Annotated in this window: 9 protein-coding genes; all 9 read left to right on the top strand. The window is 27.2% G+C overall.

Annotated features, from left to right (window positions below; all coding sequences use genetic code 11):
• The first annotated feature begins 124 nt into the window (after nucleotides 1-124).
• Nucleotides 125-1,378, top strand: coding sequence for a cytosine permease (codB, locus tag HCG70_RS10660; protein WP_221697716.1), 1,254 nt, complete (start codon nucleotides 125-127; stop codon nucleotides 1,376-1,378).
• A gap of 12 nt (nucleotides 1,379-1,390) precedes the next feature.
• Complete coding sequence (gene codA, locus HCG70_RS10655) at nucleotides 1,391-2,656, top strand: cytosine deaminase (RefSeq protein ID WP_154820421.1); 1,266 nt, start codon at nucleotides 1,391-1,393, stop codon at nucleotides 2,654-2,656.
• Between the two features lie 153 nt (nucleotides 2,657-2,809).
• The gene (locus tag HCG70_RS10650) at nucleotides 2,810-4,069 is read left to right on the top strand and encodes an HlyC/CorC family transporter (RefSeq protein ID WP_042396582.1); all 1,260 of its coding nucleotides are present in this window, start codon (nucleotides 2,810-2,812) and stop codon (nucleotides 4,067-4,069) included.
• A gap of 153 nt (nucleotides 4,070-4,222) precedes the next feature.
• Entirely contained in the window at nucleotides 4,223-5,371 is a 1,149-nt protein-coding gene (gene fliB / locus HCG70_RS10645) for a flagellin lysine-N-methylase (protein WP_195951048.1), read from the top strand.
• A gap of 182 nt (nucleotides 5,372-5,553) precedes the next feature.
• Nucleotides 5,554-6,033: an NUDIX hydrolase gene (locus HCG70_RS10640; protein ID WP_042396587.1), complete on the top strand. Its 480-nt coding sequence runs from the start codon at nucleotides 5,554-5,556 to the stop codon at nucleotides 6,031-6,033.
• A gap of 42 nt (nucleotides 6,034-6,075) precedes the next feature.
• The gene (locus HCG70_RS10635) at nucleotides 6,076-6,957 is read left to right on the top strand and encodes an aminoglycoside 6-adenylyltransferase (RefSeq protein WP_042396589.1); all 882 of its coding nucleotides are present in this window, start codon (nucleotides 6,076-6,078) and stop codon (nucleotides 6,955-6,957) included.
• 25 nt (nucleotides 6,958-6,982) lie between these two features.
• Nucleotides 6,983-7,519: a GNAT family N-acetyltransferase gene (locus HCG70_RS10630; protein ID WP_172676147.1), complete on the top strand. Its 537-nt coding sequence runs from the start codon at nucleotides 6,983-6,985 to the stop codon at nucleotides 7,517-7,519.
• Nucleotides 7,520-7,663: 144 nt separating this feature from the next.
• Complete coding sequence (locus HCG70_RS10625; RefSeq protein WP_052330625.1) at nucleotides 7,664-8,242, top strand: GNAT family N-acetyltransferase; 579 nt, start codon at nucleotides 7,664-7,666, stop codon at nucleotides 8,240-8,242.
• 92 nt (nucleotides 8,243-8,334) lie between these two features.
• Nucleotides 8,335-8,853, top strand: coding sequence for a GNAT family N-acetyltransferase (locus HCG70_RS10620; RefSeq protein WP_042396596.1), 519 nt, complete (start codon nucleotides 8,335-8,337; stop codon nucleotides 8,851-8,853).
• Nucleotides 8,854-9,057: the final 204 nt, after the last annotated feature.

The raw sequence follows: 9,057 nt of genomic DNA, 5'->3' as shown, positions 1-9,057 counted from the left end.
TGTCTTGGATACAAGACACCGTTAGAAGCATTTAACGAAGAACAAGCTAAGTGTTGCACTTAGCTTGACAATTCGTCTACCTTAGGCACTGGTTTTTAAATTTTATGTTTAAGGAGATTTAAAAATGGAAGTAAAATTAAAAATGGATAGCAATGTAAATAAGGAGGACCATGATTACGCATTAGGTCATGTGCATAGCAAAGATAAGAAAGGATTTCTTTCAATGTTTGTAGTAATGCTTGGATTTACATTTTTCTCGGCTAGTATGTTAACAGGTGGAAATCTAGGGACAGGCTTAACATTAAAAGAGTTCTTCATAGCAGTATTATTAGGAAATTTAATATTAGCTTGTTATACAGGATTGTTAGCATATATAGGAGCAGATACAGGACTTTCGATGCATTTACTTGCTAGGTATTCATTTGGAGAAAAGGGTTCATATCTTGCATCATTTATAACTAGTATTACACAAATTGGATGGTTTGGTGTTGGAATAGCAATGTTTGCAATACCAGTAGCAAATAGATTTAATATAAATTTATATTTATTAGTAGCAGTAACAGGATTATTAATGACAGCAACAGCTTATTTTGGAATGAAGTCTTTAACAATATTAAGTGCAATAGCAGTACCAGCAATAGCTATATTAGGAAGTACATCAGCAGTGATGGCAACTAATTCAGTAGGTGGAGTACAAGGGTTAATGAATATAGAGCCAACTAGTAAAATGGAAATGGTAACAGCGGTAACTTTATGTGTTGGTTCATTTATAAGCGGAGGAACAGCAACACCTGACTTTGCTAGATTCTCAAAAAATAAAAAAGTAGCAGTTGGAACAACAGTAGTAGCATTCTTTATAGGAAATTCTTTAATGTTCTTATTTGGAGCAGTAGGTGCAATGGTTACAGGAAATTCTGATATAGCAGATGTAATGTTCTCACAAGGTTTAGTAATACCAGCAATATTAGTTTTAGGATTAAATATTTGGACAACTAATGATAATGCAATTTATACATCTGGACTTGGATTATCAAACATAACTAAGTTGCCTAAAAAACAAATGGTAATCATAGGAGGACTTATAGGAACAGTAGGATCAATATGGTTAAATAATAACTTTACAGCATTCTTAACTTTCTTAAACTCAATGTTACCTCCAGTTGGTGGAATAATAATAGCAGATTATTTCTTTATAAAGAAAAGAAAATATGATAATATTGAAAATGCAAAGTTTAAAAATGTAAACTGGATAGCAATAATAGCTTTCTTAGTAGGATTTATAGTTGCAAATGTTGTAACAATTGGAGTTATAGCATTAAATGCAATTTTAACAACAATGATAGTTTACGTAATAGGAACAAAAATAACTGAAAAATAAGGTGATGATAATATGTTAATTAAAAAAGTAAGACTTTTAGATAGAGAAGGATTATTTGACATAAGAATAGTTGATGGAAAGTTTACTGAAATAGCAGAAAATTTAGATGTTGTAAATGATGAAGAAATTATAGAAGGAAATGGAGCATTAGCTTCTGCTCCTTTTATAGAACCACATATACATTTAGATACTACTTTAACAGCTGGAGAACCAGAATGGAATAAAAGTGGAACACTTTTTGAAGGAATAGAAAGATGGTCTCAAAGAAAAGAATTCTTAACTAAAGAAGATGTTAAAACTAGAGCTAAAAAAGCTATAGAATGGCAAGTTGCTAATGGAATTCAATTTATAAGAACTCATGTTGATGTTACTGATGAGAGTTTAATTGCTTTAAAAGCAATGATAGAAGTAAGGGAAGAAATTAAAGATTATGTTACATTACAAATAGTAGCTTTCCCACAAGAAGGAATTCTTTCTTATCCTAATGGTATTCAATTAATAGAAGAAGCTATAAAGTTAGGGGCTGACGTAATAGGGGCTATACCTCACTTTGAATTTACAAGAGAGTATGGTGTAGAATCTATAAATAAAATATTTGAATTAGCTAAAAAATACAATGTATTAGTAGATGTTCATTGTGATGAAATAGATGATGAGCAATCAAGATTTTTAGAAGTAGTAGCAGCAAGAGCTTTAGAAACAGGCCTTAAAAATAAGGTAACAGCTAGTCATACTACAGCAATGGGATCGTACAATGATGCATATACATATAAGTTATTTAGGTTATTAAAAATGTCTGGAATAAACTTTGTTTCAAATCCTTTAGTAAATACTCATCTTCAAGGAAGATTTGATACATATCCTAAGAGAAGAGGTATAACAAGAGTTAAGGAATTAAACGAAGCAGGAATAAATGTTTCTTTTGGACATGATGATATTTTTGATCCATGGTATCCAATGGGAACTGGTAATATGATAGAAGTAGTTCATTTTGGGTTACATGTATGCCAAATGATGGGCTATGATGATATAAATGAATCATTAAAGTTTATATCTACTAATAGTGCAAGAACATTAAATATTGAAGATATATATGGAATAGAAATAGGTAAACCAGGGAATTTAATATTACTAAATTCTGAAAGTGGTTATGATGCTGTTAGAAGAAGAGCAGAGGTTTTATATTCAATAAGAGAAGGTAGAGTTATAGCAAAGACTATACCAAGCAAGTCATTTATAACTGTAAATGAAGAAAAAGAAGTAACATTTAAAAGATAGTAGAAATAAAAGCAGATGAATTGCATTAAATTCATCTGTTTTTATTTTTTTATTATATTTAAAATTAATGAACTTAATTTATATAATATTTTAATTGATTCTACATATATTGTTAGTAAACTAAAATATTTATAAAAATGGAGTGATATTAAAATGGATGATAATGCCCTGATATTGATTGTTGTTATTGCTATTCTTATTATTATGTCAGCTTACTTTTCAGCTACAGAAACAGCTTTTTCTAGCTTAAATAAAATTAAGCTAAAGAACTTAGCTGTAAATGGAAGTAAAAGAGCCGAAAGTACATTAAATCTCGCTAAAAAGTTTGATAGCATACTTTCAACCATATTAATAGGTAATAATATAGTGAATATAGCATCAGCATCAATAGCTACTATAGTTTTTACTAAATATTATGGGGATGCAGGTGTAACAATTTCAACAATCGTTATGACTATAGTTGTATTAATATTTGGGGAAATATCTCCTAAAAGCTTATCAAAGGAGAGTCCTGAAAAATTTGCAATGTTTTCTACACCAATATTAAAAGTATTGCTTATTATATTTACCCCACTAAATTTTGTGTTTGGGTTATGGAAAAAGACTATTTCTAAGGTAATAAAAGTTGAAGAAATTCCAATAGAAGTTGAAGAAGAATTATTGACTATTGTAGAAGAAGCTGAAATTAAAGGTGGAATAGATGAACATGAGAGTAAGCTTATACGTTCAGCTATAGAATTTAATGATTTAGATGCAGATCAAATACTAACCTCAAGGGTTGATTTAATTTCAATATCTAAAGAAGCTACAATAGAGGATGTAAGAAGGGTTTTTAAAGAAAATAAATTTTCAAGAATTCCTGTTTATGAAAATAATATAGATAATATAATTGGTGTGATTCATGAAAAAGATTTTTATGATGCACTAGATGATAAAAAAGTTAATATTGATAGTATTATAAAACCAATATTATATGTGACTTCAAATACTAAGATTTCAGAACTTTTAAAGAAGTTTCAATATCTTAAAAATCATATGGCTGTAGTTATAGATGAATTTGGTGGAACCATGGGAATTATAACACTTGAGGATGTATTAGAGGAACTAGTAGGTGAAATATGGGATGAGCATGATGAAGTTGTAGAATATTTTAAAAAGATAGATGAAGATAAGTATTCGGTTATATGCAGTGTTTCATTAGGGGATTTTTTTGAAGAATTTAATATGAAGGAAGAAGTAGATGATTTTGAAGTACAAACTGTTAACGGATGGGTTATAAAAGAATTTGGATATTTACCTAAGGTTGGAGAAAGTTTTGTATATAGAGATTTAAGTATTTCTATTTCTAAAATTGAGGAGAGAAGGGTAAAAGAAATAATAGTTGAAAGAATTGAGGAACAGAAATGTAGCTAATTTTTAATAAAGTAAAATACAATTGAGATGAAATTCTCAAATGTATTTTACTTTTTTTAAATATATTACAAGCTAATTTTAGTTACATAATATAAATTTTGATGTATTATTAATAGGAAATATAAATATAAATATAAATGATTGGAGTAAAAAATGAAAGCAAATATGTTTATGCCAAAATATATGTTAACTTTTAAATGTATTGGATCAGAATGTGTAGATACATGTTGTGCAGGATGGGATATAAATATAGATGAAGATACATATAAAAAGTATAGTAATTGTACTGGAGAGCTTAAAGAGTTAGTTAAGGGTAAATTTAGAGAAAATAAAAATAGTGGCGATTATTTTAATAAAGGGTTTATGATTTTAAAAGAAGAAAATAGATGTCCATTTTTAAATGATAATTTACTATGTGATATTCATGGAGGAATAGGTGAAGAAAATCTTTGTATAACTTGTAAGAGGTTTCCGCGAGTATATAATATTATAGATGATGTATACGAAAAATCGGCTTTACCATCATGTGAAGAAGCATGTAAAATTGCATTTTTAAATAAAGAAAAAATGGAGTTTATTGAGTGTGAAGAAAAAATAGATGAAAGTGCTATTGAAATTAGAAGGATAATAGATACAGAAGCCTTTGAAGATAGCGATAGTTTACTTCAATATTTTTGGGATATAAGAGTTAATTCAATAAATATAATTCAAAATAGAAATTTTACTATAGAAGAAAGATTAAATATATTAAAGAATTTTTATAATATAATCCAAGAGTTTTATAAGAAAAATGACTTTGAAAGTATAGAGGAGCTTTTAGAAGATTTTAGTGAGGATAATGTAAATTTAGAAGAGTTAAAAGGAAGTCCTTTTAATGAAAGTAATGAATTTTATTTAAGCCTTATAGATGAAAAACTTATTAATAATATAAAGGGAATAAGGCTTAAAGAATGTGTAGTAGAATATAAAGAGGGTATTTCAAAATATGATGATTTAAGCAAATATATAAGTGAAAATCAAGAGGGTTTTATAGGACTTAAAGAATACTCATATATTTTAGAAAATTATTTAGTTAATCAAATTTTTAAGGACTTAATTCCATTTAATAAAGGTGAAAGCTTAAACTTAAGTATAAATGTATTAATTAATAGTTATAAGATAATAAAGGCTTATGTAATAGGAATTGCTTTAAATTCAAAAAAGGCAATAACTGAAGATGAAATAATAAGAGTTATTCAAAGTTTAAGTAAAGATATAGAGCATAATAAAGTATTTAAAAATATATTAGAAAATAATATATAGTTTAAAGGCGTATTACTAAATTAATATTAGTTTAGTAATACGTTTTTTATTAGAATTAATAATAAATTAAATAAATTGAGGTTTGTAAGAATTCAGAAATTAAAAATGAGACTGATTATTTGAGAATAAGCAATGGTATAATAATATTAGTATTTATATTTTAAAGGGTGAGGTGAGTATAAATGGAGTATGATTGTGGATTTACAAAGAGAAATAAATGGTTTAGATATCGTGCAGCGGCAATTATTATAGAAAATGGACATGTTCTTTTTGCTGGAAATGAAAGAGAAAGTTATTATTATTCTATTGGTGGTGGAGTTCATATTGGAGAATCTGCAGAAGAAGCTGTAAAGCGTGAAGTGTTAGAAGAAACTGGTGTTGAGTATGAAGTAGAAAGATTAGCATTTATACATGAAAATTTCTTTGATGGAGATGGTACTTTAGAAGGAAGGGAATGTCATGAGATAGCCTTATATTTCTTAATGAAACCGAGAGGGACTCAAGAATTAAATAGCAATAGTTATACTCAAGGGGTAAAAGAAAATATGTATTGGTTACCTATAGATAAATTAAATGAGTATAGAGCATATCCAACATTTTTTAGAGAAAAATTAAAAGATTTAAAAAATGAAATCCAACATATTATCACTTACCAAGATTAAAATTAAATAGTAATTACTATTGAGTTATATAAGGAGAAGTTTATGAGAAGTGAAAAGGAAATGTATGATTTGATTTTAGATATAGCTAAACGAGATGAAAGAATTAGAGCTGTATATATGAATGGCTCAAGAGCTAATCCTAATATAAAAAAAGATATATTTCAAGATTATGATATTGTATATGTGGTAACAGAAACTAAAACTTTTATAGAAGATAAAAAATGGACAAGTAATTTTGGAGAACCAATTATTTTTCAAGAACCAGATAAATTGGATAAAATGCAAGGAATTAATATTGACTTTAATAATGGATATACTTATTTGATGCAATTTACAGATGGAAATAGAATAGATTTGCATCTGCAACCAATTAATATGTTAACTGAGGAATATAACAAAGATAAATTAGTAGTTCAATTATTAGATAAAGATAATATTTTACCAGAAGTTAAGCCTGCTAGTGATGAAGATTACTGGATTAAAAAACCTAGTTATGAAGAATACTTTAGTGAATGTAATAATTTTTGGTGGGTAGCACCATATTGTGCAAAAGGATTATGGAGAAAAGAAATTCTCTATTCAATAGGTGTTATGAATAACTATGTAAGAGATGGATTAATAACTATGATTAAGTGGAAGGTTGGAATAGAGACAAATTTTAAAGTTAGTATTGGAAAATCTAATAAGTTTCTTAAAGAATATATAGATAAAGAATTATGGGATAAATTAATGAGTACTTTTAATATGAGTGATTATAATTCATCATGGACAGCGCTTTTTATAACTTGTGAGTTATTTGAAGAGGTTGCTTATAGTGTATCTAAACAATTAGGATATGAGTATAATTATGATGAAGCACAAAGAAGTTTTAATTTTATTAAACATATAAAAGAGTTACCAGATGATGCCTTAGAAATTTATTAAATAAAGCATGAGAAGAGGATGTAAAATGGATAAGATTATTTATAAAAAGTTAAAAGAAGAAGAAATAAACGAAGAATTATTTTCAAAGTTTAATAGATATCAAGAGGTAAAAAGATGTTGGAGAAAACATGGAGATAAGTGGGAATTAGAAGATGTTCCATTTATAGAACAATGGGGTAAAGAAGAATATAAATTTTTAGTAAAATGTTTAAAAAATACTATAAGAACAAATGGAGTTGTTATAGGCGCATTTGATAGGGAAAGTTTAATAGGATTTTTTTCTATAGAAAGTGAATTCTTTGGAGCACATAAAGAATATGTACAATTATCATCTATTCACGTTTCTTATAAAAGTCGTGGCAGAGGTATAGGTAAAGAACTTTTCATAATTGCTATTCAAGAAGCAAAACTACTTGGTGCAAAAAAACTATATATTTCGGCACATTCTTCAGAGGAATCACAAGCATTTTACAAAGTAATGGGATGTGTTGAAGCTGAAGAATATAATGAAAAAATTGTTTCAAAAGAACCTTATGATTGTCAGTTAGAATTTGTTTTATAGATATTAATTACTTTAGAGGTTATTGTAATAAAAAATTACAATAACCTCTTTGAAATACATATAATGGAAAAGTGATTAAATATATGTTATAATAATTGGTAATGATTAGTTAAAAATTATTGAAATATGGGAAGGGAATAGGATATGGGAATTAATGATGAAAGAGAAATAAAGTTGACAACTGATAGATTAATATTAAGGGAATTTAATGAAAATGATTTCGCTGCGGTGCATGCTTATGCTTCTGATATAGAAAATATTAAGTATATGATATGGGGACCTAATTCAGAAGATGATACAGTTGAATTTTTAGTAGAATGTATAGAAAATGCTAATAAAAATCCTAGAAAACAATACGATTTTGCAGTGACTTTAAAGGATACAGGAAATGTAATAGGGGGATGTGGTATTTATTTAAATGATACATTAGATGAAGCAATGCTAGGATGGGTTTTACATAAGAATTATTGGAAGAAGGGGTATATGACCGAAGCAGGCAAAGAATTAGTTCGATTTGCATTTGAGGAATTAAAATTGCATAGATTATATGCTACTTGTGATGCAGAAAATTATGGTTCTTATCGTGTTATGGAAAATATAGGAATGAGAAGAGAGGGACATGCTATTAAAAATAGAAAGGTTGTTGGTTATAAAGATGAATATCATGATGAACTTTTCTATGGAATTTTAAAAGAAGAATGGAATGAAAAACAAAATAAATAATAGTGTAATTAATAAGTGGATAGGTTGTTGATATATTATTATGAAAATACAATAGAGGAATAAGAGTGAGGAATTTAAGGGAGGATAACGTAATGAAAGTTGCTTTAAAAAAGTGTACATTAAATGATTTATTTACACTTAAAGAATTATCAATAATTAATTATGTAGATACATATGGTCAAGATAATACACCGGTAAATATGGCAAAATATATTGATAAAAGCTTTAGTGTTGAAAAGCTAAGTCGTGAAATAATAAATGAAAACTCTGGAGTTTATTTCATGTATATAGATGACATGTTAGGTGGATATGTAAAATTAAACAAATATAAAGCGCAAAAAGATATTAAGAATCCAAGATCAATGGAAATAGAAAAGATATATATATTAAAGGATTATCAAGGTAAGGATATAGTCGAGGAATTTATTGAACAAGTAATTAAAGTTGCAAGAAATGATAGTAAAGAATTTATATGGCTTGGTATATGTGAAAGAAATGATAGAGAAATTTCATTTTATGAAAGGAATGGATTTAAAGAAATTGGTAAACATTCTTTTAAAGTAGGAGAGAAGCTTGAAACTAAATTTATTATGCATAAATATATAAAGTGAAATTTAATTGTATATTAGTGTAAAAGGGTAATTAAAATTAGGAAATTAATAGTAGATATATTAAAAAAATAATGATAAACTAGGTATGAGAATTAGGTTCTCATACCTTTAATTTCGTAAAAGGAGTGATGTATTATGATGAAAATAATAAGCATTGAAATGGATAGTGTATTAATTAGTGAGGTGGGTATTAATTAGCCTTAC

It is taken from the genome of Clostridium sp. K04, assembly GCF_019734375.1.
GTDB lineage: Bacteria > Bacillota > Clostridia > Clostridiales > Clostridiaceae > Clostridium > Clostridium saudiense.
The sequence above is the reverse complement of the archived record's forward strand: the minus strand, read 5'-3'. Positions and strand labels throughout refer to the sequence as shown.

What these genes read in the sequence shown, in the direction of transcription:
- HCG70_RS10640 (WP_042396587.1), top strand. Translation starts at nt 5,554, where the DNA reads ATGGAGTATGATTGTGGATTTACAAAGAGAAATAAATGGTTTAGATAT.
- fliB (WP_195951048.1), top strand. Translation starts at nt 4,223, where the DNA reads ATGAAAGCAAATATGTTTATGCCAAAATATATGTTAACTTTTAAATGT.
- codA (WP_154820421.1), top strand. Translation starts at nt 1,391, where the DNA reads ATGTTAATTAAAAAAGTAAGACTTTTAGATAGAGAAGGATTATTTGAC.
- codB (WP_221697716.1), top strand. Translation starts at nt 125, where the DNA reads ATGGAAGTAAAATTAAAAATGGATAGCAATGTAAATAAGGAGGACCAT.
- HCG70_RS10650 (WP_042396582.1), top strand. Translation starts at nt 2,810, where the DNA reads ATGGATGATAATGCCCTGATATTGATTGTTGTTATTGCTATTCTTATT.
- HCG70_RS10625 (WP_052330625.1), top strand. Translation starts at nt 7,664, where the DNA reads ATGGGAATTAATGATGAAAGAGAAATAAAGTTGACAACTGATAGATTA.
- HCG70_RS10620 (WP_042396596.1), top strand. Translation starts at nt 8,335, where the DNA reads ATGAAAGTTGCTTTAAAAAAGTGTACATTAAATGATTTATTTACACTT.
- HCG70_RS10635 (WP_042396589.1), top strand. Translation starts at nt 6,076, where the DNA reads ATGAGAAGTGAAAAGGAAATGTATGATTTGATTTTAGATATAGCTAAA.
- HCG70_RS10630 (WP_172676147.1), top strand. Translation starts at nt 6,983, where the DNA reads ATGGATAAGATTATTTATAAAAAGTTAAAAGAAGAAGAAATAAACGAA.